Origin of the sequence: Bradyrhizobium sp. LA6.1 (assembly GCF_040547805.1) — a bacterium.
Classification (GTDB): Bacteria; Pseudomonadota; Alphaproteobacteria; order Rhizobiales; family Xanthobacteraceae; genus Bradyrhizobium; species Bradyrhizobium barranii.
On record NZ_JBEPQK010000019.1, the window covers coordinates 132191 to 156516 of the forward strand.

Here is a 24326-nt window from a genome sequence, read left to right on the forward strand (position 1 = left end):
GCGCTCAACATTTTCCTGAAGTCAGTCGGCTAAAGCCAACAGATCAGGCGCTTTTCTTGTGTTCGCCCCGGATCACGATCCAGCGCTTCAACTTCGAAATCGGCTTCGATTCCTCGATCCACACCATGTCGCCCGGCTTGAACTGGTTGTCCTCGTCGTGCGCGTGGTAGTTCTTCGAACGGCGGATCGTCTTCTTGTAGATCGGGTGCGTGAAGCGGCGATCGACGCGCACCACGACGGTCTTGGCAGTCTTGTCGCTGACGACCACGCCTTGCAAAGTACGTTTCGGCATATTCGTAAGCCCCTTACTTCTCTTTCGCGCGCTTCTGCGCGGCGACGGTCTTGATGCGGGCGATGTCACGGCGAGCCTCGCGCAAGCGCGAAGTGTTCTCGAGCTGCCCGGTGGCGCGCTGGAAGCGCAGGTTGAAGCGCTCCTTCTTCAGGTTCAGGATGGCGTCATCCTGCTGATCAGGGCTCAACGCGCGGATGTCTTCGATCTTCATCTGGGCCATGGCCATTACTCCGCAATGCGCTCGACGAAGCGCGTCTTGATTGGCAGCTTGGCGGCCGCCAGCGTCAGTGCTTCCTTCGCGGTCTGCACCGTGACGCCGTCGATCTCGAAAAGCACCCGGCCCGGCTTGACGCGCGCAACCCACAGTTCCGGCGCACCCTTGCCGGAACCCATGCGGACTTCGGCCGGCTTCTTCGACACCGGAACATCGGGGAACACGCGGATCCAGACGCGGCCGGCGCGCTTCATGTGGCGCGTCAGCGCGCGGCGAGCGGCTTCGATCTGGCGCGCGGTAACGCGCTCCGGCTCGGTCGCCTTCAGGCCGAACTGGCCGAAGGCCAACGTCGCACCCGAAGACGCAACGCCGTGGATACGGCCCTTATGCGCCTTCCGGAACTTCGTTTTCTTAGGTTGCATCATGGCTTCAAGCCCTCAAATTCTCTGTGCTGGCGTCAGGCCGCAGCGTTGTCACGGCGCCCACGGCCACCGCGATCACCACCGCCGCCGGTCTCGCCTTCGGCCATTCTCTTGTCCTGGGCCATCGGATCGTGCTCGAGGATCTCGCCCTTGAAGATCCAGACCTTGACACCGCAGGTGCCGAAGGTCGTGAACGCGGTCGCAACGCCGTAGTCGATGTCGGCGCGCAGCGTGTGCAGCGGCACGCGACCTTCGCGGTACCACTCCATGCGCGCGATTTCCGCGCCGCCCAGACGACCCGAGCAGTTGATGCGGATGCCTTCCGCGCCGAGACGCATCGCCGACTGCACGGCGCGCTTCATGGCACGGCGGAACGCCACGCGGCGCTCGAGCTGCTGCGCGATCGACTCGGCCACCAGCGTCGCATCGAGCTCCGGCTTGCGGATCTCGACGATGTTGATGACGACGTCGGACGAGGTGATGTCCGCGACCTTCTTGCGCAGCTTATCGATGTCGGCGCCCTTCTTGCCGATCACCACGCCCGGACGAGCCGAGTGGATGGTGACGCGGCACTTCTTGTGCGGACGCTCGATCACGATGCGGGCGACGGCCGCCTGCTTGAGCTCCTTGTGCAGGATCTCGCGGATCTTGACGTCCTCGTGCAGCAGCTTGCCGTATTCCTGCTTGCCGGCGAACCAGCGGGAATCCCAGGTCCGGTTGATGCCGAGACGCAGACCGATTGGATTGATCTTTTGACCCATCGTTTTCTCCTGCGACCCTTAAGCCGCTGCTGCTTCGGCTTCGACCTGACGAACAATGATCGTCAGCTGCGAAAATGGTTTGTAGACACGGCCCGAGCGGCCACGGCCGCGGGCGGCAAAGCGCTTCATCACGAGACCGTTGCCGACGAAGGCCTGCGCCACGACGAGATCGTCGACGTCGAGGTCGTGGTTGTTCTCGGCATTGGCGATAGCCGATTCCAGGCACTTCTTCACGTCAACCGCGATCCGCTTGCGCGAAAACTGCAGGTCGGCGAGCGCAGCAGCCGCCTTCCGGCCGCGAATGAGCTGGGCGACCAGGTTGAGCTTCTGCGGGCTCACCCGCAGCATCCGGGCGACCGCCTTGGCCTCGTTCTCGGCGAGGCTCCGTTCGCGCTTAGGTTTGCTCATCGTTTAATCCTCAAGCCTTCTTGGCTTTCTTGTCGCCGGAGTGGCCATGGAAGGTCCGGGTCGGCGAGAACTCGCCGAACTTGTGACCGACCATTTCCTCGTTGACGGCAACCGGTACGTGCTTCTGACCGTTGTAGACGCCGAAGGTCAGGCCGACGAACTGCGGCAGGATCGTCGAGCGACGGCTCCAGATCTTGATGACGTCGTGACGGCCGGACGCACGGGCGGCATCTGCCTTCTTGAGCAGAGAACCCTCGACGAACGGGCCTTTCCAGACTGAACGAACCATGTCCGGCGTTCCTTACTTCTTCCGCTTGTGGCGGCTTAGGAGAATGAATTTGTTGGTCGACTTGTTGCTGCGGGTCTTCTTGCCCTTGGTCGGCTTGCCCCACGGGGTGACCGGGTGGCGACCGCCCGAGGTCCGACCTTCACCACCGCCGTGCGGATGGTCGATCGGGTTCATCGAAACACCGCGGTTATGCGGCTTGCGGCCCAGCCAACGGTTGCGGCCGGCCTTGCCGATCGAGGTGTTCATGTGATCCGGGTTCGACACCGCGCCGATCGTGCCGCGGCAACGGCCGTGCACCAGGCGCTGCTCGCCCGAGTTCAGGCGGATGATCACGTAGTCGTGGTCGCGGCCGACGAGCTGGGCGTAGGTGCCGGCGGAACGAGCGAGCTGGCCGCCCTTCCCGATCTTGACCTCGATGTTGTGGATGATCGTGCCGACCGGCATGTTGCCGAGCGGCATGACGTTGCCCGGCTTCACGTCGACATAGTTGCCGGCAACCACGGAATCACCGACGGCAAGGCGCTGCGGCGCCAGGATATAGGCCTGGGTGCCGTCTTCGTACTTGACCAGCGCGATGAACGCGGTGCGGTTCGGATCGTATTCCAGCCGTTCGACCGTCGCGGGCGCATCGACCTTGTCGCGCTTGAAGTCGACGATGCGCAGCGTCTGCTTGTGACCGCCGCCGCGGAAGCGCACGGTGATGCGACCGGTGTTGTTGCGACCGCCCGAGGAGTGCTTGCCTTCGGTGAGCGCCTTGACCGGCTTGCCCTTGTAGAGGGCCGAACGATCGACCATGACCAGCTGGCGCTGGCCCGGCGTCGTGGGATTGAATTTTTTCAGTGCCATCGTCGTACGACCTTACAGACCGGTGGTCACGTCGATCCGGTGGCCCTCTTCGAGGGTCACGATCGCGCGCTTGCTGTTCGACTGCGAGCCGAGATTGCCGCGGAAGATCTTGGTCTTGCCCTTGCGGACCAGCGTGTTGACGCTCTTGACCTTGACGTCGAACAGCTTCTCGATCGCTTCCTTGATCTGCGGCTTGGTCGCCTTCGCGGCCACCTTGAACAGGACCTTGTTGTGCTCCGAGGCGATCGTCGCCTTTTCGGTCACGACCGGCGACAAGATCACGTCGTAGTGGCGAGGCTCGATGTTCTTCGTCATTTGAAGCGCGCCTCCAGCGCATCGATGGCGGCCTTGGTCAGAACGAGCTTCTGACGGCGCAGGATGTCATAGACGTTGATGCCCTGGATCGGCAGCACGTCCATGTTCGGGATGTTGCGGGCCGCAGCGGCAAAGCCGTTGTTGAGCTCGGCGCCGTCGATGATCAGCGCGTTGGTCAAGCCGAGGCCCGAGAAGTGGCCGAGCAGCGCCTTGGTCTTGGCGGCTTCCAGCGCGGCCTTGTCGATCACCAGCAGGTCGCCGTCCTTGGCCTTGGCCGACAGCGCATGCTTGAGGGCAAGCGCGCGGACCTTCTTCGGCAGGTCGGTGGCGTGCGAACGCACCACCGGACCGAAGGCACGGCCACCGCCGCGGAACTGCGGCACGCGGGCCGAGCCGTGACGAGCACCGCCGGTGCCCTTCTGCTTGTACATCTTCTTGCCGGTGCGCCAGATCTCGGCGCGGCCCTTGGCCTTGTGAGTGCCGGCCTGACGCTTGTTGAGCTGCCACTGCACGCAACGCGCAATGATGTCCTGGCGCGGCTCGAGGCCGAAAATGGCGTCGGAAAGCTGGACCGAGCCGGCTTCCTTACCTTCGAGGGTCGTGACCTTCAATTCCATCTCACGCCTCCTGCGCAGCCGGAGCAGCGTCCGCTTCGCCAGCAACCTTGAACTTGCCGGGCTTCGGAGCATCCTTCGGCAGCGGCTTCTTGACAGCGTCGCGCACGCGGATCCAACCGCCCTTGGAGCCGGGAACGGCGCCTTCGACGAGGATCAGCCCGCGCTCGACATCGAGCTGAACGACTCGAAGGTTGAGCGTGGTGATGCGGTCGACACCCATGTGGCCGGGCATCTTCTTGTTCTTCCAGGTCTTGCCGGGGTCCTGACGGCCACCGGTCGAACCGATCGAGCGGTGCGAGACCGACACACCGTGGGTGGCGCGCAGACCGCCGAAGTTCCAGCGCTTCATACCGCCAGCGAAGCCCTTACCGACCGAGGTGCCGGTGACGTCGACGAACTGGCCGACGACGAAATGATCGGCAAGGATCTCGGCGCCAACGGGGATCATGGCATCCGCGGAGACGCGGAATTCCTCGACCTGCCGCTTCGGCTCGACCTTGGCGACCGCGAACTGGCCGCGCTCTGCCTTGGGCATGTACACGGTCTTGCGGCTGCCAGAACCAAGCTGGAGCGCGACGTAACCGTTCTTCTCTTCAGTGCGGTGGCCTACGACCTGGCAATTGCCGAGCTTCAGCACGGTCACGGGGATATGTTCGCCGGCCTCTGTAAAGACCCGCGTCATCCCGACCTTTTGTGCGATCACTCCGGAGCGCATCGGCGTGCTTCCTGTTCTTTCTGTCCGCTAGTCGCGAACGTGATCCAAAAATCTTAGAGCTTGATCTCGACGTCGACACCGGCGGCCAGGTCGAGCTTCATCAAAGCATCGACGGTCTGCGGGGTCGGATCGACGATGTCGAGCAGGCGCTTGTGAGTGCGCATCTCGAACTGCTCGCGGCTCTTCTTGTCGACGTGAGGCGAACGGTTGACGGTGAACTTCTCGATGCGGGTGGGCAGCGGAATGGGTCCGCGGACCTGCGCGCCGGTGCGCTTCGCCGTGTTCACGATCTCGCGGGTCGACGTATCGAGGATACGATGGTCGAACGCCTTGAGACGGATACGAATGTTTTGGCCGTTCATTGCCGTGGTCTCTCTTTAGTGGGGGGTGGCGAATAGCGAATAGCGAATGTCACACTCGCTACGCGCCAATCCCTATTCTCGTAATTACTCGATGATCGAGGCGACGACGCCGGCGCCGACGGTGCGGCCACCTTCGCGGATCGCGAAGCGGAGCTTCTCTTCCATCGCGATCGGCACGATCAGGTGCACTTCCATCGCGATGTTGTCGCCCGGCATCACCATCTCGGTGCCTTCCGGCAGATGCACGACACCGGTCACGTCGGTGGTGCGGAAGTAGAACTGCGGACGGTAGTTGGTGAAGAACGGGGTGTGGCGACCGCCCTCTTCCTTGGTGAGGATGTAGGCCTCAGCCTTGAACTTGGTGTGCGGCTTGACCGAACCCGGCTTGCACAGCACCTGGCCGCGCTCGACGTCCTCGCGCTTGGTGCCGCGGAGCAGCGCACCGATGTTGTCGCCGGCCTGGCCCTGATCGAGCAGCTTGCGGAACATTTCGACGCCCGTGACCGTGGTCTTTTGCGTGGCGCGCAGACCGACGATCTCGATTTCCTCGCCGACCTTGACGATGCCGCGCTCGACACGGCCGGTCACGACGGTGCCGCGGCCCGAGATCGAGAACACGTCTTCAACCGGCATCAGGAAGGGCTGGTCGACCGGACGCTCCGGCTGCGGAATGTACTCGTCGACATTCTTCATCAGCTCGAGGATGGCGTCATGGCCGAGCTTCTTGTCGGAATCTTCGAGAGCGGCGAGCGCCGAACCCTTGATGATCGGGATCTTGTCGCCCGGGAAGTCGTACTTCGAGAGCAGCTCGCGGACTTCGAGCTCGACGAGCTCGAGGAGTTCCGGATCGTCGACCATGTCGCACTTGTTGAGGAACACCACGAGCGCGGGCACGCCGACCTGGCGGGCGAGCAGGATGTGCTCGCGGGTCTGCGGCATCGGGCCGTCAGCGGCCGACACGACCAGGATCGCACCGTCCATCTGGGCGGCGCCGGTGATCATGTTCTTCACGTAGTCGGCGTGGCCGGGGCAGTCGACGTGGGCGTAGTGGCGGTTCTTGGTCTCGTACTCGACGTGGGCGGTCGAGATCGTGATGCCGCGCGCCTTCTCTTCCGGCGCCTTGTCGATCTGGTCGTACGCCGTGAACGTCGCACCGCCGGTCTCGGCGAGGATCTTGGTGATCGCAGCCGTCAACGACGTCTTGCCATGGTCGACGTGACCGATGGTGCCGATGTTACAGTGCGGTTTGTTACGTTCAAACTTTGCTTTGGCCATTTGACTCTCCGTTCAATCGTCAGTTCGAGACCGACGACAATCAGGCAAACTTCTTCTGGACTTCTGCCGACACATTGGCCGGCGCTTCTGCGTAGTGGTCGAACTGCATGGTGAAGGTCGCGCGACCCTGGCTCATCGAGCGCAGGTTGTTCACGTACCCGAACATGTTCATGAGCGGCACCATCGCGTTGATGACGTTGGCGTTGCCGCGCATGTCCTGACCCTGGATCTGACCGCGCCGGGAATTCAGGTCGCCGATGACCGAGCCGGTGTAGTCTTCCGGGGTCACCACTTCGACCTTCATGATCGGCTCGAGCAGGACGGACTTGCCCTTCTGCAGCGCTTCGCGGAATGCCGCGCGCGATGCGATTTCGAAGGCGAGCGCCGACGAGTCGACGTCGTGGTACTTGCCGTCGACGAGCTGAACCTTGACGTCGACCACGGGGAAGCCCGCGACGACACCAGAGCCCATCACGCTGTTGAGGCCCTTTTCGACGCCCGGGATGTATTCCTTCGGAACCGCACCGCCGACGATCTTGGACTCGAACTCGTAGCCCTTGCCGGGCTCGTTCGGCTCGACCACGATCGACACTTCCGCGAACTGACCGGTACCGCCGGTCTGCTTCTTGTGGGTGTACTTGACCTCGGCCTTCTTGGTGACGCGCTCACGGAACGCAACCTGCGGCGCGCCGATGTTGGCGTCGACCTTGTAGGTACGCCTGAGGATGTCGACCTTGATGTCGAGATGGAGTTCGCCCATGCCCTTGAGGATGGTCTGGCCGGACTCCTGGTCGGTCGACACGCGGAAGGACGGATCCTCCGCGGCGAGCTTCGCCAGTGCCACGCCCAGCTTTTCCTGGTCGGCCTTGGACTTCGGCTCGATCGCGATCTCGATGACCGGCTCGGGGAATTCCATCTTCTCCAGGATCACCTGCTTGTCGGGATCGCACAGCGTGTCACCGGTGCGCGCTTCCTTCAGGCCGGCCAGCGCGACGATGTCGCCGGCATAGGCTTCCTTGATGTCCTCGCGGTTGTTCGCATGCATCAGCAGCATGCGCCCGATGCGCTCCTTCTTCTCGCGCGTCGAATTCACGACACCGGTGCCGCTCTGCAGGACGCCGGAGTAGATGCGGCAGAAGGTGATGGTGCCGACGAACGGGTCGTCCATGATCTTGAACGCGAGCAGCGCGAGCGGCTCCTTGTCGTCCGCCTTGCGCACGACCTCGTTGCCGCGGTCGTCGGTGCCCTTGATCGCGGGCACGTCGATCGGCGACGGCAGATAATCGACGACGGCGTCGAGCAGCGGCTGCACACCCTTGTTCTTGAAGGCCGAGCCGCACAGCACGGGATAGAACGCGCCGGTCAGCACCGCTTTGCGGATCAACCGCTTCAGCGTCGCTTCGTCCGGCTCCTTGCCGTCGAGGAAGGCAGCCAATGCATCATCGTCGAGCTCGACGGCGGCTTCCACCATCTTCTCGCGGTATTCCTTGGCCTGCTCGACCATATCTTCCGGGATGTCGACATAGTCGAACTTCGCGCCGAGCGATTCATCGTTCCAGATGATGCCCTGCATCTTCACGAGGTCGACGAGACCCTTGAAGTTGTTCTCGGCACCGATCGGAAGCTGGATCGCGATCGGCTTGGCGCCGAGGCGGTCAACGATGTCGGCCAGGCACTTGAAGAAGTCGGCACCCGTCTTGTCCATCTTGTTGGCGAAGACGATGCGCGGAACCCTGTACTTGTCACCCTGGCGCCAGACGGTCTCGGTCTGGGGCTCGACGCCCTGGTTCGAGTCGAGCACGCAGACGGCGCCGTCGAGCACGCGCAGCGAACGCTCGACTTCAATGGTGAAGTCGACGTGGCCGGGGGTGTCGATGATGTTCAGGCGCTTGCCGGCCCAGAATGCGGTGGTGGCAGCCGAGGTGATCGTGATGCCACGCTCCTGCTCCTGCTCCATCCAATCCATCGTCGCGGCACCTTCGTGCACTTCGCCGATCTTGTGGCTCTTGCCGGTGTAATAGAGGATGCGCTCGGTGGTCGTGGTCTTGCCGGCATCGATATGCGCCATGATACCGAAATTGCGGTAGTTCTCTATGGCATGAACGCGAGGCATGGGTTGATCCTTAGATTCCGTGTTTCGCCGTTACCAGCGATAGTGCGAGAAGGCGCGGTTGGCTTCCGCCATCCGGTGCACGTCTTCGCGCTTCTTGACGGCGTTGCCCCGGTTGTTCGAGGCGTCGAGCAACTCAGCCGAGAGCCGCTCGGTCATCGTCTTCTCGTTGCGATCGCGCGCGGCCGAGATCAGCCAGCGGATGCCCAGCGCCTGACGGCGCACCGAACGAACTTCGACCGGCACCTGGTAGGTCGCGCCGCCGACGCGGCGGGAGCGCACTTCGATCGTCGGCATGACGTTCTCGAGTGCCTGCTCGAACACGCCGAGGGGGCTCTGCTTGGTCTTGGCTTCGATGATACCGAACGCACCGTAGACGATGCCTTCGGCGACCGACTTCTTGCCGGCGTACATCACCGAGTTCATGAACTTCGTGACGATGATGTTCCCGAACTTCGGATCGGGAAGAACTTCGCGCTTTTCCGCTGAGTGGCGACGAGACATTGAGCTGGTTCCCGCTTACTTCGGACGCTTCGCGCCGTACTTCGAACGACGCTGCTTACGGTTCTTGACGCCCTGGGTATCCAGAACGCCGCGGAGGATGTGGTAGCGCACGCCGGGCAAGTCCTTGACGCGGCCGCCGCGGATCATGACCACCGAGTGCTCCTGAAGGTTATGGCCTTCACCCGGGATGTAGCCGATCACCTCGAAGCCATTGGTCAGGCGCACCTTGGCGACCTTACGAAGCGCCGAGTTCGGCTTCTTCGGGGTCGTGGTGTAGACGCGGGTGCAAACACCACGCTTCTGCGGCGACTGCTGCAGCGCCGGCACCTTCTTGCGCGACTTCTGCACTTCACGCGGTTGAGCGATCAGCTGGTTGATCGTCGGCATCCTGGCCTTACCCTTTGTTCTGCCGCGGTCCCTTCCGGGTCCGCTGTCTTGGCGCGGCCCGTTGCCGGAACCGCAATTCTTTTCGGGCCCCCGCCCGACGAGGTCGCCTCGCACGGAACAATCCGCACAAAGCGAAATTGCGCCAACCGCTCCATCACCGAGCGGAAAGCGTTACGACGCCACAGAGGACCGCAGTTTCAGGGCAATCAGCATAAAGCTGCGGCCCGCGCACCGAGGTCATGCATCCGAATTCGATCTCAAGAGAACGAGCTCAAGAGACCTAAAATCGCACTGGCATTGCCTAGCTATGATCGACAGCGTTTGAGCGGCATTCGTCGAGGTTGGTGCCCGTCTTAGCGATCCCTGAGGATCCGATCCTTGGGGATCTAATCCCTGCGGATCAACGGGTGGCCCGTTCCGACGCTGGCGATGCTCACCGCCTGTCGTTAAGTGAGGCGCTTTCTATAAGTGAGAGTCGGCCAAGTCAAGGTCAAACGACAGTCAGAAAACGCTTCTGCCACCTGACGAAATCGCTGTTTGCCCGCACTCACCGCGCCTGCCGGATATGGGGACCGGACGCCTGTTCCGCCAGCCCAAAAACCATTTATACCCGGGCTAAATGTACTTTTATAACCCTTGCTAAGGCTTTTTTTCCTGTTGATGCGTCAATCTGCCGCCTGCGGCAGAGATTTGCACCATGCGCTACACCGACATTGCCATTATCGGCGGGGGATTGTCCGGCTCGACCGCCGCCGCAATGCTCGGCCGCGCCGGCATTTCGACGGTGCTGATCGACCCGCATGCGAGCTATCCGGCGGACTTTCGAGTCGAAAAACTCAGTGGTCAGGTCCAGGTCGAGCGATTCCTGAAGACCGGAATCGGAGAATCGGTGCTGCGCCGCGCGACCTTTGCCGGCGAAAACTGGATCGCCCGATTCGGCCGTTTGCTCGACAAGGCGCCGAGTCGGCAGTTCAACATCCTCTACGATTCGCTCGTCAACGCTGTCCGCGACGAGATCCCTGCTGGCGTCGAGCGGATCTGTGCAAAGGCGGTCTCGCTCTCGACGAGCCCGGAGCGGCAAAAGATCACGCTCTCCAATGAGGAGACGATCTCGGCCCGACTCGTCGTGCTCGCCAACGGCCTGAACGTCGGCCTGCGCCACCAGCTCGGCATCGCGCGAAAAGTCATCAGCGCCTGCCATTCGATCTCGATCGGGTTCGACGTGGTGCCGGCGGGGCGGAATTCGTTCGACTTCCCGGCGCTGACCTATTTCTCGGAACGGCCGAGCGACCGAATCCCCTACATCACGCTGTTTCCGACCGGTCCGCGGATGCGCGCCAATCTGTTCGTCTATCGCGGCGTCGACGACCCATGGCTGCGCGAATTGCGCCGCGCGCCAGCCGAGACGCTGAACGCCGCCCTGCCCCGGCTCAAGCGCATCACCGGCGCCTTCGACATCGCCGGCGAGATCAAGATCCGTCCGGTCGACCTCTATGTGAACGACGCAAGCGGCCAGCCCGGCCTCGTGCTGGTGGGCGATGCGTTCTCGACCTCCTGCCCCGCCGCCGGCACCGGCTGTGACAAGGTCTTCACCGACGTCGAGCGGCTCTGCAACGTCCATATCCCGGAGTGGCTCGCCTCCGACGGGATGGACGGGGCCAAGATCGCCACCTTCTACGCCGATCCGGTCAAGCGGGCCTGCGACGAATGGTCGGCGGCGAAGGCGTTCGAGTTCCGCTCCGTCTCGACCGCGACGAGTCCCTACTGGACCGCGCAGCGCTGGGCGCGCTTCATCGCTTGGTCAGTTCAAGGCTTGATGCGGCCGCTCGGAGGAGCAATTCATCTGGAGCCGAACTTCCTCGGTCACGCCTCCTCGTCGTCCTCGTCCTCATCATCCTCGTCGAGGTCGTCTTCATCCTCGTCGTCATCGTCGCTGTCGTCATCGGCCTGAGCCACAGCGCCATGCGGCTGGTGGATCTGGTCGTTCCACAGCTTGCGATAGGTGCCGTTCCTGGCGAGCAGCTCGGCATGCGAGCCGCGCTCGATCGCCCTGCCCCCTGAGATCACGATGATCTCGTCCATCTCGACCACGGAGGTCAGGCGATGGGTCGACCAGATCATGGTGCGCCCCTTCGCGACCTTCAGCAGCGTACGGTTGATCGCGGCCTCGGTGGTCTGGTCGAGCGCCGAGGTGGCTTCGTCCAGCAGCAGCACGGAAGGGTTACGGATGACCGCGCGCGCGATCGCGATGCGCTGGCGCTGGCCGCCCGACAGCGTATCGCCACGCTCGCCGACCGGCGTGTCGTAGCGCTGCGGCAGGCTCATGATGTAGCGGTGGATCTCGGCCTTCTTGGCAGCGTCCTCCACCTCCTCGTCGGTCGCGCCTTCCTTGCCGAGCCGGATGTTCTCGCGAATCGACATGTTGAACAGCATGTTCTCCTGGAACACCACCGCCATGCTCCGGCGCAGCGAATCCAGGGTCACCTTGCGGACGTCGACGCCGTCGATGGCGACGCGCCCCTCGTTGGGCACGTACAGCCGCAGGATCAAATTGAGCAGCGTGCTCTTGCCGGAGCCCGAGGGGCCGACGATGGCGATGCGCTTGCCGGCGTTGAGCTTGAGGCTGAGATTGTCCAGCACCGGCGTCTGGCTGCCTTCGTACTGGAACGTCACGTGGTCGAAGGTGATGTCGTTGGTGATGCGCGGCAGATCGGGCGCGCCGGGACGATCGGCGCCGCGCGTCGGCTCGTCCAGCAGCTCCTGCATGTGGCGGATCGCGGCGGCCGAGGAGATCGACACCGGGATGAAGTGCATCACGTGGGCGATGTTGTAGGACACCTCCCAGAACGCGCTCTCGAAGGTGACGAAGGTGCCGATGGTGATCTGGCCCTTGGTCGCCAGATAGGCGCCGATCGCGAGCACGACGAGGTGCAGCAGCAGCACCGAAATGGTGACCGTCCGCTCCACCATGGTCGACAGGAACGCAGCCGAAGCGATCTTGCGGCGGGTCTCGTCGTTGCGGAAGCTGAAGAAGCCGAACATCTTGCGTTGCAGGCTGAACGCCTTGATCACGGCCTGCGCGGCCACGTTCTCCTGCACCATGCCGAGCAGCGCGCTCTCGTTCTGCTTCTGCTCGTAATTGGCCTGCACCGCCTTCGGGGTGAGGATGCGCGGCCCGATCAGCGTGATCGGGAACACCAGCAGCGCAACCGCGGCGAGCTGCCAGTTCAGGAACACCATCAGGATGATGCCGGCGATCAATTCCAGGAACGGCAGCGCGGCACTGTTGGCGAAGGTCTTAACCGAGCCCTCGAAGGCCGAAAGGTCGACGGAAAAGCGCGACAGGATCTCGCCGCGCTTGGTGCGGCCGAAATAGGCCGCCGGCAGGTCCTGGACGTGCTCGAACAGGCGCTTGCGGACGTCGGAGATGATGCAGGCAGCCAGCCTGGCGTCCCAGCGCTCGTACCAGACCGCCACGATCGAGGTGAAGATGCCGGCGACCGCGAGCACGCCGAGGATCTTGTAGAGTGCCTGGAAATCCTCCTCGCCGAGCGCGTCGTCAATCAGGTACTTCAGGCTGAGCGGCATGATGACGTTGAACAGCGTCTCGACGCAGACGCCGAACGCCACGAATGACAGCATCCGCTTGTAGTTGGACAGGAACGGCTTGACGAAACCCAGGATGGTCGCGAGCGCGCCTGCGGCCTCGCGCGCGGTAAAGACGACGAGCTCCTCGTCCTCATCGTCGTCGTCGAGCTCCAGCTCGTCATCCTCCTCGTCTTCGTCGTCCTCGTCGTCTTCGAAGTCCGCCTTGACGGGGACAAGCTTGTCGTCGAGCTCGGCCGCCTCTTCCGTGGCGAGTTTCTGTTTGTCGGGCGGGAGGGGCTTGGACGCCATGAAACCAACCGATGCTGACGGCCGGCATGACCGCGGAGAAAGCAGGAAATAGCGGCAACCGCTATCGCACCGATTCTATGCGATCATGACGAATTCGGCAAAGCAATTGGCTAGGCCGGTCCGATCCTGTCTCTAGTCGTCGTCCTCATCCTCGACCTTGTCGAAGAAGGAATAACGCAGGCTGTCGGCGTCGGCGTACCACTGGCCCGGGCCCTTGTTGGCAGCAAGCGTCGCCTCCCAGAGCGCATCGGTGCAGTCCTTGCGATGCATCGACAGGTCAAAGCCGTTGCCGAAGAACAGCTCGGACCATTCCCACCAGGTGCCGAGCTTCTTGACGCCGCGCAGCAGGTCGTAGCGGTCGATCACCACCGAAGCCATGTCCGAGGTGATCGAGCCGAACACGAGGCCGGTCTTGACCACGCGGTTCAGTTCGCGGATCGCGCGGACCACCTGCTTCGGGGAAACATGGCAGAGGCTGGTCTCGAACACGAAGTCGAAGGCGCCATCCTTGAACGGCATGTCGGTGATCGAGCCGAGCTTGTTGTACTTCTTCAGCGCCTTCGGCGTCCTGGCGTGGATGGCGCGGTTGTTCTCGATGCCGAAGGCATCGATGCCGCGATCGCGCAGCGCGCCGACCAATTCGCCGCTGGCCGAGCCCGCGACCAGCAGCTTGGCGCCCCTGGCCTTGCCCCAGACGATGCCGATCAGCCTGGTGAGATAATCGGGATCGGTGAAGTGGCGCCAAGCTTCGCTGTAGGGACCGAGGCCGCGATAGTTCTCGAAATAGTCGCGGTCGATCTTGTCCGAGACCGGCTCGCCCTCCTCCTGTCCGCGCTCGCGGCGCAGGCGCATCATCTCGGTCAGGATGATGTCGGTCGCCGCGTCCGAGGAGTCGAGCAGACCGTTCAGCGTGGAGTCGAACAGATAATCGCCGACCACCACGATGCCGGGATGCTCCTTCGGCTCCGGCCGGTGATTGGTCATGACGTCGCGCACGGGCAGACCGCCGGGGATGGCGTTCACCGACGACAGCCAGCGGTGGATCTTGCCTTCGACGAAATGCGAACGCGCATCGCCAAGCGAGGCGGGCAGCGATTTCAGTGCGGCGTCGATCAGCTCCTGATCCGACAAATTGGCGAAGGCCAGCGCGTCGGAGCCGGGAATCAGCCAGTTCAGCACGCCGTGCTTGCCGACGTCATGGCGCGCGCCCTCGTTGTAGACGCAGCAGCCGCCGAAGGCTTCCGACATGAACCAGGCGCCGGAAATCTTCTCGCCCCAGAACGGCGTGTCGAACAGGATCGAGACGCGCAGATAGTGCGCGGGACGATCGAAATACGAGACGTGCTTGACCATCGACTTGCGGAGCTGCTCGCCTTCCCAGCCCATCGTCGCGAGCCACGAATGCGGCAGGCAGACCAGCACGAGGTCGAAGTCGCGCGTCTCCGGCCCCTTGCCGTTCATCATCTTCAGCTGGTAGCGGCCGGTCGGCGCCTTGCCGACGGTGAGCACGCGGTGATTGAGCTGGACGTCGGCGTTGACCTCCGACTGCAGGCACTCGATCAGCTGCTCGTTGCCGTTCTGGATGGAATAGAGGCCGATATAGCCGTCGACATCCATCAGGTAGTTCTTGAGCGCGTTGAGCCCGTTGGTGTTGTGGCTTTCGGTCGCGATGTCGGAGCGCGCCATCACCTTGAAGAAACGCTTTGCGGTTTCGTCCTCGACCTCCTCGTCGAGCACCTGCTCGGCGGTCTTGTAGGCCCAGGGATTCTCGTTGTCGTGCGCGCCGACGCCCTCGTAATATTCGATCGGCGTCATCGCCTCGGCGCAGCGGTTCCGGAACGCCTCAATCGCCGCCGCAGTCTTGGCGCCGTATTTGCGGCGCATGCCCGCGACGTCGTTGAGGAGCTCGCCGCCGAACTGCACCTGCTCGGCGTCCATCGGAATGGTCTGAAGTCCGAAATGCTGGATCAGCTCGCGCAGCGGATCGGGACCCGTCATCGAGTAGTCGTAGATCTCGGCAACGCCGGCCTCGTACATCGCCGGCGCGGAATCGAATTTGCGCGTGACGATCTTGCCGCCGAGCCGGTCGGAGGCCTCGTAGATGGTGATGCGGCAGAGGTCGCCGAGCTTACGCTTCAAGTACCAGGCGCTCATCAGCCCGCCGGGGCCGCCGCCTACGATTGCGAGATCAAGCATATGAGTTCCGTGGTCTCCGGCCCTGCCCCCGTCACGGGACCACCGGTCTAACTTCCCTTAGCAGAAGCGCTTTTGCGCCTGAAGGAAAGATGAACAAAGGTTGATCCTGCACCGCAACAGGCAAACAAAGCAGCAAAAAGGCCGGCTTGCGCCGGCCTTTTCATTGTCCTCGGTATTCCTACGGATGAACGATTATTCCGCAGGAGGCAGCGCAGGAAGCTCCGCTTCGGGCGCGGGCGACACGACGGCCGCCTGCTTCTCGCGCTCGTCCAGGATCAGCTTGTCGCGCTTCATCGCGACTTCGCGGATCTTGGCCATGGAGGCGCCGGTGCCCGCCGGGATCAGCCGGCCGACGATGACGTTCTCCTTGAGACCTTCGAGCGGATCGACCTTGCCGTTGACCGCCGCTTCCGTGAGGACGCGGGTGGTCTCCTGGAACGAGGCCGCCGAGAAGAAGGAGCGGGTCTGGAGGCTCGCCTTGGTGATGCCGAGCAGAACCGGCGTTCCCGTAGCGATCTTCTTGCCCTCTTCCTTCGCCTTCTCGTTGAGCGCGTCGAACTCGATCTTGTCGACCTGCTCGCCGGAGATCATGTCCGTATCGCCCTGGTCGGTGACTTCCACCTTCTGGAGCATCTGACGGACAATCACCTCGATGTGCTTGTCGTTGATGAGCACGCCCTGGAGCCGGTAGACTTCCTGGATCTCGTTGACCAGATAGGCCGCGAGCTCCTCGATGCCCTTGACCGCCAGGATGTCGTGCGGCGCCGGGTTGCCTTCGACGATGAAGTCGCCCTTTTCGACGACGTCGCCGTCCTGAAGGTGGATGTGCTTGCCCTTCGGGATCAGGTACTCGCGTGCCTCGTCGGTCTTGTCCATCGGCTCGATCGAGATGCGACGCTTGTTCTTGTAGTCGCGTCCGAACCGGATGGTGCCCGAGATTTCGGCGATGATCGCCGCATCCTTCGGACGCCGTGCCTCGAACAGTTCCGCCACCCGCGGCAGACCGCCGGTGATGTCACGCGTCTTGGCGCTTTCGGTGGAGACACGGGCGAGGATGTCGCCCGTATTGACCTTGGCTCCGACGTCGACCGAGAGAATGGCATCGACCGACAGCATGTAGCGGGCATCGCCGCCACGGGCGAGCTTGAGCACCTTGCCGTCCTTGCCCTTGACCACGATGGCCGGACGGAGGTCCGCGCCGCCGCGGGTCGAGCGCCAGTCGATGACAACGCGCTTGGCGATACCGGTGGCCTCGTCGAGCGTTTCCGAGATCGACTGCCCCTCGACCAGATCCTCGAAGCCGATGGTACCTTCGACTTCGGTGAGCAGCGGACGGGTGTAGGGATCCCACTCGACGATGCGCTGGCCGCGCTTGACGGTGTCGCCCTCGTCGACGTGCAGGCGCGAACCGTACTGGATACGGTGCGTCGCACGCTCGGTGCCGTCGGCATCGACGATCGCGATCACCATGTTGCGGACCATCGCGACCAGGTGACCTTCGCTGTTGCGGGCGATGGCCTTGTTCCTGATCACGATCTTGCCGTCGAAGTTGGATTCGACGAACGACTGCTCGTTGAGCTGCGCCGCACCACCGATGTGGAAGGTGCGCATGGTCAGCTGGGTGCCGGGCTCGCCGATCGACTGCGCCGCGATCACGCCGACGGCTTCACCGTGGTTGACCGGCGTGCCGCGGGCGAGGTCGCGGCCGTAGCACATGCCGCAGATGCCGTTGACGAGCTCGCAGGTCAGTGCCGAGCGGATCTTCACCTCCTGCACGCCACCCTGGTGGATGGCATCCAGATGGCTCTCTTCCATCAGCGTACCGCGCTTGATGATCACCTTGCCCGAGCTGTCACGCACGTCTTCGCAGGCCGTACGGCCGAGGATGCGCGAGCCGAGCGAGGCAACCACGGTGCCGGCATCGACGATGGCGCGCATCTTGATGCCGAGCTTGGTGCCGCAGTCGTTCTGCGTGATGATGCAGTCCTGCGCCACGTCGACGAGACGACGGGTCAGGTAGCCCGAGTTCGCGGTCTTCAACGCGGTGTCCGCGAGGCCCTTACGGGCGCCGTGGGTCGAGTTGAAGTACTCGAGCACCGAGAGGCCTTCCTTGAAGTTCGAGATGATCGGCGTCTCGATGATCTCACCCGACGGCTTGGCCATCAGGCCGCGCATGCCGGCGAGCTGGCGCATCTGGGCCGGCGAACCGCGGGCACCGGAGTGAGCCATCATGTAGATCGAGTTGATGTCGGCATCCGCCCCGCTCGCCGTCTTCTTGGTCGAGGAGATCTCCTTCATCATCGCCTTGGCGATTTCTTCCGTGGCCTTCGACCAGGCGTCGACGACCTTGTTGTACTTCTCGCCATGGGTGATCAGACCGTCGTTGTACTGCTGCTCGAAATCCTTCGCCAGCGTACGGGTGGTGTCGACGATCTTCCACTTGGAGTGCGGCACGACCATGTCGTCCTTGCCGAACGAGATGCCGGCCTTGAACGCGTTGTAGAAGCCGAGCGCCATGATGCGGTCGCAGAAGATCACAGTCTCCTTCTGGCCGCAGTGACGGTAGACCTGGTCGATCACGCCCGAGATTTCGCGCTTGGTCATCAGCTTGTTGATGATCTCGTACGAAATCCGCGGGTTCTTCGGCAGCAGATTGCCGAGCATGACGCGACCTGCGGTGGTCTCGATCCAGCGCGTCGAGACCTTGCCGGTCTCGTCCATGCCCTGCCACCGATACTTGATCTTGGTGTGGAGGTGGATGACCTTCGCGTGCAGCGCGTGCTCGAGCTCGGCCATGTCGCCGAAGATCTTGCCCTCGCCGGGCAGGCCTTCGCGCATGATCGAGACGTAGTAGAGACCGAGCACGATGTCCTGCGACGGCACGATGATCGGCTGGCCGTTCGCCGGATGCAGGATGTTGTTGGTCGACATCATCAGGACGCGCGCTTCCAGCTGCGCCTCGAGCGACAGCGGAACGTGCACGGCCATCTGGTCGCCGTCGAAGTCGGCGTTGAACGCGGCGCAGACCAGCGGATGCAGCTGGATCGCCTTGCCCTCGATCAGCACGGGCTCGAACGCCTGGATGCCGAGACGATGCAGCGTCGGTGCGCGGTTGAGCAGCACCGGATGCTCGCGGATGACCTCGTCCAGGATGTCCCAGACCTCGGGCCGCTCCTTCTCGACCAGCTTCTTCGCCTGCTTCACGGTGGTGGACAGGCCCTTGGCGTCAAGCCGCGAGTAGATGAACGGCTTGAACAACTCGAGCGCCATCTTCTTCGGCAGGCCGCACTGATGCAGGCGCAGCTCGGGACCGACCACGATCACCGAACGGCCCGAATAGTCGACGCGCTTGCCCAGCAGGTTCTGACGGAAGCGGCCCTGCTTGCCCTTGAGCATGTCGGCGAGCGACTTCAGCGGACGCTTGTTGGCGCCCGTGATGACGCGGCCGCGGCGGCCGTTGTCGAACAGCGCATCGACCGCTTCCTGAAGCATGCGCTTCTCGTTGCGGATGATGATGTCGGGCGCGCGCAGCTCCATCAGCCGCTTCAAGCGGTTGTTGCGGTTGATGACGCGGCGGTAGAGGTCGTTGAGGTCCGAGGTCGCGAAGCGGCCGCCGTCCAGCGGCACCAGCGGACGCAGGTCCGGCGGAATCACCGGAACCACGGTCATGATCATCCATTCCGGCTTGTTGCCGGAGTGGCGGAACGCTTCCACGATCTTCAGGCGCTTGGCGAGCTTCTTGTGCTTGATGTCGGAGTCGGTCTCCTGCATCTCGAGGCGCAAGGTGGCCTCGAGCTTCTCGAGGTCCATGCCCTTGAGCAGCTCGCGGATCGCTTCCGCGCCGATCATGGCGGTGAAGGAATCCTGGCCGTACTCGTCCTGCGCCTTCAGATACTCGTCTTCCGACAAGAGCTGACGGTCCTTCAGCGCGGTGAGGCCCGGCTCGAGCACGACGTAATATTCGAAGTAGAGGATCCGCTCGAGATCCTTCAGCGTCATGTCCAGCAGAAGGCCGATGCGCGAGGGCAGCGACTTCAGGAACCAGATGTGGGCGACGGGGGCTGCGAGCTCGATATGGCCCATGCGCTCGCGCCGGACGCGCGACAGCGTGACCTCGACCGAGCACTTCTCGCAGATGATGCCCTTGTACTTCATGCGCTTGTACTTGCCGCACAAGCACTCGTAGTCCTTGATCGGCCCGAAGATGCGGGCGCAGAACAGGCCGTCGCGCTCGGGCTTGAAGGTACGGTAGTTGATGGTCTCCGGCTTCTTGATCTCGCCGTAGGACCAGGACAGAATCTTCTCAGGAGACGCGATCGAAATCCGGATCTGGTCGAAGACCTGAGCCGGAGTCGTCGGGTTGAAGAGATTCATAATTTCTTGGTTCATCGTCTTCTCCTCGCGTGCCGGTCGCCTACGGCCGCAAATTCGAAAATCACTCAATCGGGGCGCCCTGCCCTCAAGGCCTCGGGAGGGGCGCCGATGCCCGGCCGTGAAGGCCGGGCATGAAAGGTCGTATTACTCGGCTGCTTCCGACGTCGGCGCCGGTCCCACCTTGGAGTTGTGCAGGTCGACGTTGAGGCCGAGCGAGCGCATTTCCTTGACCAGCACGTTGAACGATTCCGGAATACCGGCCTCGAACGTGTCGTCGCCGCGGACGATCGCCTCGTACACCTTGGTACGGCCGGCGACGTCGTCCGACTTCACCGTCAGCATCTCCTGGAGCGTGTACGCCGCGCCGTAAGCCTCGAGCGCCCACACCTCCATTTCGCCGAAGCGCTGGCCGCCGAACTGCGCCTTGCCACCCAGCGGCTGCTGGGTAACGAGCGAGTACGGACCGATCGAACGCGCGTGGATCTTGTCGTCCACGAGATGGTGCAGCTTGAGCATGTAGATGTAGCCCACCGTCACCTTGCGATCGAAGGCATCGCCGGTACGGCCGTCATAGACGGTCGACTGACCCGAAGCGTCGAGACCGGCAAGCTTCAGCATCTCCTCGATGTCGGCTTCCTTGGCGCCGTCGAACACCGGCGTCGCGATCGGCACGCCGCGGCTCAGATTGTGACCAAGCTCGATCAACTCGTTGTCGTTGAGCGACTTGATCGTCTCGTCCTCGCCGTAGACCTTCTTCAAGGTTTCCTTCAGCGGCTTGATGTCCTGCTTCGACAGATAGGCATCGACCGTCTGGCCGATACGCTTGCCGAGGCCGGCGCAAGCCCAGCCGAGATGGGTCTCGAGGATCTGTCCGACGTTCATGCGCGAGGGCACGCCGAGCGGATTGAGCACGATGTCGGCATGCGTACCGTCTTCGAGGAACGGCATGTCCTCGATCGGCACGATCTTCGACACCACGCCCTTGTTGCCGTGGCGGCCGGCCATCTTGTCGCCGGGCTGGATCTTGCGCTTCACCGCGACGAAGACCTTGACCATCTTCATCACGCCGGGCGGCAATTCGTCACCGCGCTGAAGCTTCTCGACCTTGTCGAGGAAGCGCTGTTCCAGCCCCTTCTTCGACTCGTCGTACTGCTTCCTCATGGCCTCGATCTCGGCCATCAGCTTGTCGTTCGGCGAAGCGAACAGCCACCACTGCGACTTCGGGTACTCCTCGAGCACCGCACGGGTGATCTTGGTGTCCTTCTTGAAGCCCTTCGGGCCCGCAATGCCCTGCCGTCCCTCGAGGAGCTCGGCAAGACGGTTGTAGACGTTGCGGTCCAGGATCGCCTGCTCGTCGTCGCGGTCCTTGGCCAGACGCTCGATCTCTTCCCGCTCGATCGCCAGCGCACGCTCGTCCTTGTCGACGCCGTGACGGTTGAACACGCGCACTTCCACGATCGTGCCCTGCACGCCCGGAGGAACGCGCAGCGAGGTGTCGCGAACGTCGGAGGCCTTTTCGCCGAAGATGGCGCGCAGAAGCTTTTCTTCCGGCGTCATCGGGCTTTCGCCCTTCGGCGTGATCTTGCCGACCAGGATGTCGCCGGCGCGCACTTCCGCGCCGATGTAGACGATACCGGCTTCGTCGAGGTTCTTCAGCGCTTCTTCCGAGACGTTCGGAATGTCGCGGGTGATTTCCTCAGGGCCGAGCTTGGTGTCGCGGGCCATCACCTCGAACTCCTCGATGTGAATCGAGGTGAAGACGTCTTCCTTCACGATCCGCTCGGAGAGCAGGATCGAGTCTTCGAAGTTGTAGCCGTTCCACGGCATGAACGCGACCAGCACGTTGCGGCCGAGCGCGAGCTCACCGAGATCGGTCGACGGACCGTCGGCGATGATGTCGCCCTTCTTGACGATGTCGCCGACCTTCACCAGCGGACGCTGGTTGATGCAGGTCGACTGGTTGGAGCGCTGGTACTTCATCAGACGGTAGATATCGACGCCCGACTTGGTCGGATCGAGATCTTCCGTGGCGCGGATGACGACGCGGGTCGCGTCGATCTGGTCGATCACACCCGAACGGCGCGCCGCGATCGCGGCACCCGAGTCACGCGCAACCACGCCTTCCATGCCGGTGCCGACGAACGGCGCCTCGGCGCGAACCAGCGGCACCGCCTGGCGCTGCATGTTCGAGCCCATCAGCGCGCGGTTGGCGTCGTCGTTCTCGAGGAACGGGATCAGCGCCGCGGCAACCGAAACGAGCTGCTTCGGCGACACGTCCATGTAGTCGACCTTGTCCGGCGTCACCGGCAAGACTTCGCCGGCGTGACGGCAGACCACGAGATCCTCGGTGAAGCGGCCCTTCGGGTCGAGCGGCACGTTGGCCTGCGCGACCGTGTAGCGGCCCTCTTCCATCGCCGAGAGGTACACGACCTCGTCGGTGACGCGACCGTCCTTGACCTTGCGGTACGGCGTCTCGACGAAGCCGTACTTGTTCACGCGCGCGAAGGTCGCGAGCGAGTTGATCAGGCCGATGTTCGGACCTTCCGGCGTCTCGATCGGGCAGATGCGGCCGTAATGCGTCGGATGCACGTCGCGCACCTCGAAGCCGGCGCGCTCGCGGGTCAGACCGCCCGGTCCAAGCGCCGACAGGCGGCGCTTGTGGGTGATCTCCGACAGCGGGTTGGTCTGGTCCATGAACTGCGAGAGCTGCGAGGAGCCGAAGAACTCGCGCACGGCGGCAGCCGCCGGCTTCGCGTTGATCAGGTCCTGCGGCATGACCGTGTCGATGTCGACCGAGGACATGCGCTCCTTGATCGCGCGCTCCATGCGCAGCAGACCGATGCGGTACTGGTTCTCCATGAGCTCGCCGACCGAGCGCACACGGCGGTTGCCGAGATGGTCGATGTCGTCGATCTCGCCCTTGCCGTCGCGCAAATCCACCAGCGTCTTGATGACGGAGAGGATGTCTTCCTTGCGCAGCGTACGCTGGGTGTCGGGCGCATCGAGGTCGAGGCGCATGTTCATCTTGACGCGGCCGACCGCGGACAGGTCGTAGCGCTCGGCGTCGAAGAACAGCGACTGGAACATCGCCTGCGCCGAATCCAGCGTCGGCGGCTCGCCCGGACGCATCACGCGGTAGATGTCGAACAGCGCGTCCTCACGCGTCATGTTCTTGTCGGCCGAGAGCGTGTTGCGGATGTAGGCGCCGACATTGACGTGGTCGATGTCGAGCAGCGGCAGTTCCTTGTAGCCCTGCTCGTTGAGGGCCTTCATCGACTTGTCGGTGATCTCTTCACCAGCTTCCGCGTGGATCTCGCCGGTCTTCGGGTTGACGAGGTCCTCGGCGAGATAGTTGCCGACGAGCTCCTCATCGGACAGGCGCAGCGCCTTCAGCCCCTTCTCCTGCATCTGACGTGCACCGCGCACGGTGAGCTTCTTGCCGGCCTCGAGCACGACCTTGCCGGTGTCGGCGTCGATCAGGTCGTTGATGGTCGAGTAGCCGCGGAAACGGTTGGCGTCGAACGGAACGCGCCAGCCTTCCTTGGTCCGCTTGTAGAGAATCTTCTTGTAGAACGTGGACAGGATCGCCTCGCCGTCGAGGCCGAGCGCGAACATCAGCGACGTCACCGGAATCTTGCGGCGACGGTCGATACGCGCATAGACGATGTCCTTGGCGTCGAACTCGATGTCGAGCCAGGAGCCGCGATACGGGATGACGCGGGCGGCGAACAGCAGCTTGCCCGAGGAATGGGTCTTGCCCTTGTCGTGGTCGAAGAACACGCCGGGCGAACGGTGCATCTGCGAGACGATGACGCGCTCGGTGCCGTTGACGATGAAGGTGCCGTTCATCGTCATGAGCGGAATGTCGCCCATGTAGACGTCCTGCTCCTTGATGTCCTTCACCGACTTCGCGCCGGTTTCCTCGTCGATATCGAACACGATGAGGCGCAGCGTCACCTTGAGGGGTGCCGCGAAGGTCATGCCGCGCTGGCGGCACTCGTCGACGTCGTATTTCGGCTGCTCGAACTCGTAGCGGACGAATTCCAGCATCGAGGTGCCCGAGAAGTCGGAGATCGGGAACACCGAGCGGAACACCGCCTGCAGGCCCTCGTCGAGACGCCCGCCCACGGGTTCGTCGACCATCAGGAACTGGTCATAGGACGCCTTCTGAACCTCGATGAGGTTCGGCATCTCGGCGACTTCCTTGATGTGTCCGAAGAACTTGCGAACGCGTTTGCGACCGGTGAATGTCTGCTGCGCCATCGTGGCCTCTCATTTCGTCGCCCGCTCCGGGCGCGCCGTCCAGGACGCGGTTGCCACCGCTCCCCGGGTTGAATTTTTC

The 24326-nt window shown here is 63.2% G+C and carries 20 protein-coding genes; 1 reads left to right on the forward strand and 19 read right to left on the reverse strand.

The genetic code is table 11. The annotated features are described in order from the left end of the window. Positions 1-43 precede the first annotated feature (43 nt). The 15 genes from rpsQ to rpsL form a co-directional block, all read right to left on the reverse strand. On the reverse strand, positions 44-292 hold the full coding sequence (gene rpsQ / locus ABIB99_RS35185) for a 30S ribosomal protein S17 (protein ID WP_071912842.1): 249 nt from the start codon (positions 290-292) through the stop codon (positions 44-46). Between the two features lie 13 nt (positions 293-305). Next, complete coding sequence (rpmC, locus tag ABIB99_RS35190) at positions 306-512, reverse strand: 50S ribosomal protein L29 (RefSeq protein WP_063986292.1); 207 nt, start codon at positions 510-512, stop codon at positions 306-308. A gap of 5 nt (positions 513-517) precedes the next feature. Beyond that, positions 518-931 (reverse strand): 50S ribosomal protein L16, encoded by a 414-nt coding sequence (rplP, locus tag ABIB99_RS35195; RefSeq protein WP_354078117.1) that lies wholly within the window; start codon positions 929-931, stop codon positions 518-520. A gap of 32 nt (positions 932-963) precedes the next feature. Then, on the reverse strand, positions 964-1689 hold the full coding sequence (gene rpsC, locus ABIB99_RS35200; RefSeq protein WP_063982580.1) for a 30S ribosomal protein S3: 726 nt from the start codon (positions 1687-1689) through the stop codon (positions 964-966). A gap of 18 nt (positions 1690-1707) precedes the next feature. Beyond that, a complete protein-coding gene (gene rplV / locus ABIB99_RS35205; protein WP_011088147.1) occupies positions 1708-2097 on the reverse strand; it encodes a 50S ribosomal protein L22 in 390 nt (129 codons plus the stop codon). 10 nt (positions 2098-2107) lie between these two features. Next, positions 2108-2386 carry a 30S ribosomal protein S19 gene (rpsS, locus tag ABIB99_RS35210; RefSeq protein WP_008136357.1) on the reverse strand — a complete coding sequence of 93 codons (279 nt, stop codon included), beginning with the start codon at positions 2384-2386 and terminating at the stop codon, positions 2108-2110. Between the two features lie 12 nt (positions 2387-2398). Further along, positions 2399-3232: a 50S ribosomal protein L2 gene (rplB, locus tag ABIB99_RS35215; protein ID WP_028152985.1), complete on the reverse strand. Its 834-nt coding sequence runs from the start codon at positions 3230-3232 to the stop codon at positions 2399-2401. A 12-nt stretch (positions 3233-3244) separates the two neighbouring features. Further along, positions 3245-3547, reverse strand: coding sequence for a 50S ribosomal protein L23 (locus ABIB99_RS35220; protein WP_007603019.1), 303 nt, complete (start codon positions 3545-3547; stop codon positions 3245-3247). Further along, a complete protein-coding gene (rplD, locus tag ABIB99_RS35225; RefSeq protein ID WP_011088150.1) occupies positions 3544-4164 on the reverse strand; it encodes a 50S ribosomal protein L4 in 621 nt (206 codons plus the stop codon). Before rplD ends, ABIB99_RS35220 begins: the two co-directional genes overlap by 4 nt. A 1-nt stretch (position 4165) precedes the next feature. Beyond that, positions 4166-4879 carry a 50S ribosomal protein L3 gene (gene rplC, locus ABIB99_RS35230; protein ID WP_063982578.1) on the reverse strand — a complete coding sequence of 238 codons (714 nt, stop codon included), beginning with the start codon at positions 4877-4879 and terminating at the stop codon, positions 4166-4168. 53 nt (positions 4880-4932) lie between these two features. Continuing rightward, entirely contained in the window at positions 4933-5241 is a 309-nt protein-coding gene (gene rpsJ, locus ABIB99_RS35235) for a 30S ribosomal protein S10 (RefSeq protein WP_002712302.1), read from the reverse strand. Positions 5242-5325: 84 nt separating this feature from the next. Further along, positions 5326-6516 (reverse strand): elongation factor Tu, encoded by a 1191-nt coding sequence (tuf, locus tag ABIB99_RS35240; RefSeq protein ID WP_063982577.1) that lies wholly within the window; start codon positions 6514-6516, stop codon positions 5326-5328. A 40-nt stretch (positions 6517-6556) separates the two neighbouring features. After that, positions 6557-8629 carry an elongation factor G gene (gene fusA / locus ABIB99_RS35245; protein WP_354180088.1) on the reverse strand — a complete coding sequence of 691 codons (2073 nt, stop codon included), beginning with the start codon at positions 8627-8629 and terminating at the stop codon, positions 6557-6559. A 30-nt stretch (positions 8630-8659) separates the two neighbouring features. Beyond that, complete coding sequence (gene rpsG, locus ABIB99_RS35250; protein ID WP_063982575.1) at positions 8660-9130, reverse strand: 30S ribosomal protein S7; 471 nt, start codon at positions 9128-9130, stop codon at positions 8660-8662. Positions 9131-9145: 15 nt separating this feature from the next. Beyond that, positions 9146-9517, reverse strand: coding sequence for a 30S ribosomal protein S12 (gene rpsL, locus ABIB99_RS35255; RefSeq protein ID WP_007603006.1), 372 nt, complete (start codon positions 9515-9517; stop codon positions 9146-9148). A gap of 697 nt (positions 9518-10214) precedes the next feature. Between rpsL and ABIB99_RS35260 the strand changes: the two genes are divergently transcribed. Continuing rightward, positions 10215-11468: an FAD-dependent oxidoreductase gene (locus ABIB99_RS35260; protein WP_354180089.1), complete on the forward strand. Its 1254-nt coding sequence runs from the start codon at positions 10215-10217 to the stop codon at positions 11466-11468. Here ABIB99_RS35260 and ABIB99_RS35265 read toward each other — a convergent pair. The 4 genes from ABIB99_RS35265 to rpoB form a co-directional block, all read right to left on the reverse strand. After that, positions 11381-13414 carry an ABC transporter ATP-binding protein gene (locus tag ABIB99_RS35265; RefSeq protein ID WP_354180091.1) on the reverse strand — a complete coding sequence of 678 codons (2034 nt, stop codon included), beginning with the start codon at positions 13412-13414 and terminating at the stop codon, positions 11381-11383. The genes ABIB99_RS35260 and ABIB99_RS35265 overlap by 88 nt on opposite strands. Before the next feature lie 132 nt (positions 13415-13546). Next, positions 13547-15610 carry an FAD-dependent oxidoreductase gene (locus tag ABIB99_RS35270; protein WP_354180093.1) on the reverse strand — a complete coding sequence of 688 codons (2064 nt, stop codon included), beginning with the start codon at positions 15608-15610 and terminating at the stop codon, positions 13547-13549. A gap of 192 nt (positions 15611-15802) precedes the next feature. After that, positions 15803-19999, reverse strand: a complete 4197-nt coding sequence (rpoC, locus tag ABIB99_RS35275) for a DNA-directed RNA polymerase subunit beta' (protein ID WP_071912831.1) — start codon at positions 19997-19999, stop codon at positions 15803-15805. Between the two features lie 129 nt (positions 20000-20128). Beyond that, positions 20129-24247, reverse strand: coding sequence for a DNA-directed RNA polymerase subunit beta (gene rpoB / locus ABIB99_RS35280; RefSeq protein WP_085405453.1), 4119 nt, complete (start codon positions 24245-24247; stop codon positions 20129-20131). Between the last annotated feature and the right edge of the window lie 79 nt (positions 24248-24326).

What these genes read in the sequence shown, in the direction of transcription:
- rpsQ (WP_071912842.1), bottom strand. Translation starts at nt 292, where the DNA reads ATGCCGAAACGTACTTTGCAAGGCGTGGTCGTCAGCGACAAGACTGCC.
- rpmC (WP_063986292.1), bottom strand. Translation starts at nt 512, where the DNA reads ATGGCCCAGATGAAGATCGAAGACATCCGCGCGTTGAGCCCTGATCAG.
- rplP (WP_354078117.1), bottom strand. Translation starts at nt 931, where the DNA reads ATGATGCAACCTAAGAAAACGAAGTTCCGGAAGGCGCATAAGGGCCGT.
- rpsC (WP_063982580.1), bottom strand. Translation starts at nt 1,689, where the DNA reads ATGGGTCAAAAGATCAATCCAATCGGTCTGCGTCTCGGCATCAACCGG.
- rplV (WP_011088147.1), bottom strand. Translation starts at nt 2,097, where the DNA reads ATGAGCAAACCTAAGCGCGAACGGAGCCTCGCCGAGAACGAGGCCAAG.
- rpsS (WP_008136357.1), bottom strand. Translation starts at nt 2,386, where the DNA reads ATGGTTCGTTCAGTCTGGAAAGGCCCGTTCGTCGAGGGTTCTCTGCTC.
- rplB (WP_028152985.1), bottom strand. Translation starts at nt 3,232, where the DNA reads ATGGCACTGAAAAAATTCAATCCCACGACGCCGGGCCAGCGCCAGCTG.
- ABIB99_RS35220 (WP_007603019.1), bottom strand. Translation starts at nt 3,547, where the DNA reads ATGACGAAGAACATCGAGCCTCGCCACTACGACGTGATCTTGTCGCCG.
- rplD (WP_011088150.1), bottom strand. Translation starts at nt 4,164, where the DNA reads ATGGAATTGAAGGTCACGACCCTCGAAGGTAAGGAAGCCGGCTCGGTC.
- rplC (WP_063982578.1), bottom strand. Translation starts at nt 4,879, where the DNA reads ATGCGCTCCGGAGTGATCGCACAAAAGGTCGGGATGACGCGGGTCTTT.
- rpsJ (WP_002712302.1), bottom strand. Translation starts at nt 5,241, where the DNA reads ATGAACGGCCAAAACATTCGTATCCGTCTCAAGGCGTTCGACCATCGT.
- tuf (WP_063982577.1), bottom strand. Translation starts at nt 6,516, where the DNA reads ATGGCCAAAGCAAAGTTTGAACGTAACAAACCGCACTGTAACATCGGC.
- fusA (WP_354180088.1), bottom strand. Translation starts at nt 8,629, where the DNA reads ATGCCTCGCGTTCATGCCATAGAGAACTACCGCAATTTCGGTATCATG.
- rpsG (WP_063982575.1), bottom strand. Translation starts at nt 9,130, where the DNA reads ATGTCTCGTCGCCACTCAGCGGAAAAGCGCGAAGTTCTTCCCGATCCG.
- rpsL (WP_007603006.1), bottom strand. Translation starts at nt 9,517, where the DNA reads ATGCCGACGATCAACCAGCTGATCGCTCAACCGCGTGAAGTGCAGAAG.
- ABIB99_RS35260 (WP_354180089.1), top strand. Translation starts at nt 10,215, where the DNA reads ATGCGCTACACCGACATTGCCATTATCGGCGGGGGATTGTCCGGCTCG.
- ABIB99_RS35265 (WP_354180091.1), bottom strand. Translation starts at nt 13,414, where the DNA reads ATGGCGTCCAAGCCCCTCCCGCCCGACAAACAGAAACTCGCCACGGAA.
- ABIB99_RS35270 (WP_354180093.1), bottom strand. Translation starts at nt 15,610, where the DNA reads ATGCTTGATCTCGCAATCGTAGGCGGCGGCCCCGGCGGGCTGATGAGC.
- rpoC (WP_071912831.1), bottom strand. Translation starts at nt 19,999, where the DNA reads ATGAACCAAGAAATTATGAATCTCTTCAACCCGACGACTCCGGCTCAG.
- rpoB (WP_085405453.1), bottom strand. Translation starts at nt 24,247, where the DNA reads ATGGCGCAGCAGACATTCACCGGTCGCAAACGCGTTCGCAAGTTCTTC.